Here is a 421-nt window from a genome sequence, read left to right as displayed (position 1 = left end):
AAAATAAGTTCATAGTCGCCATATACGATAATTTCATGTTCTTTACGCAGCTTAATTAGTTTCTTGTAATACTGAAAAACGGAATTAGGGTCTTTTATTGCTTTTTCAGCATTAATTTCTGTATAGTTTGGATTTACATTTATCCATGGTGTTCCTGTTGTAAAACCTGCATTAGTGGAATCATCCCACTGAAAAGGAGTTCTTGCATTGTCCCGTCCTCTCACATAAATTGATTCCATCAAGGATTCGTGGGAGGCGCCTTCTGCTATTTTCTCCTTATACATATTCAACGATTCAATATCCTTATACTCATCAATACTTTCAAAATGAACATTTGTCATTCCAAGCTCTTCTCCTTGATATATATAAGGAGTTCCCTGCATCATATGTATAAATGTTGCTAGCATTTTTGCTGATTCAA

1 protein-coding gene is annotated in these 421 nt (G+C 34.4%); it reads right to left on the bottom strand.

From position 1 onward, the window contains the following. On the bottom strand, nucleotides 1–421 hold a 421-nt coding region (locus ACTYA4_RS22210), incomplete at both ends, for an alpha-amylase family glycosyl hydrolase (protein ID WP_443483706.1).

The sequence above is a fragment of the Niallia yueguangensis genome (genome assembly GCF_052663115.1).
The sequence above is the reverse complement of the archived record's forward strand: the minus strand, read 5'-3'. Positions and strand labels throughout refer to the sequence as shown.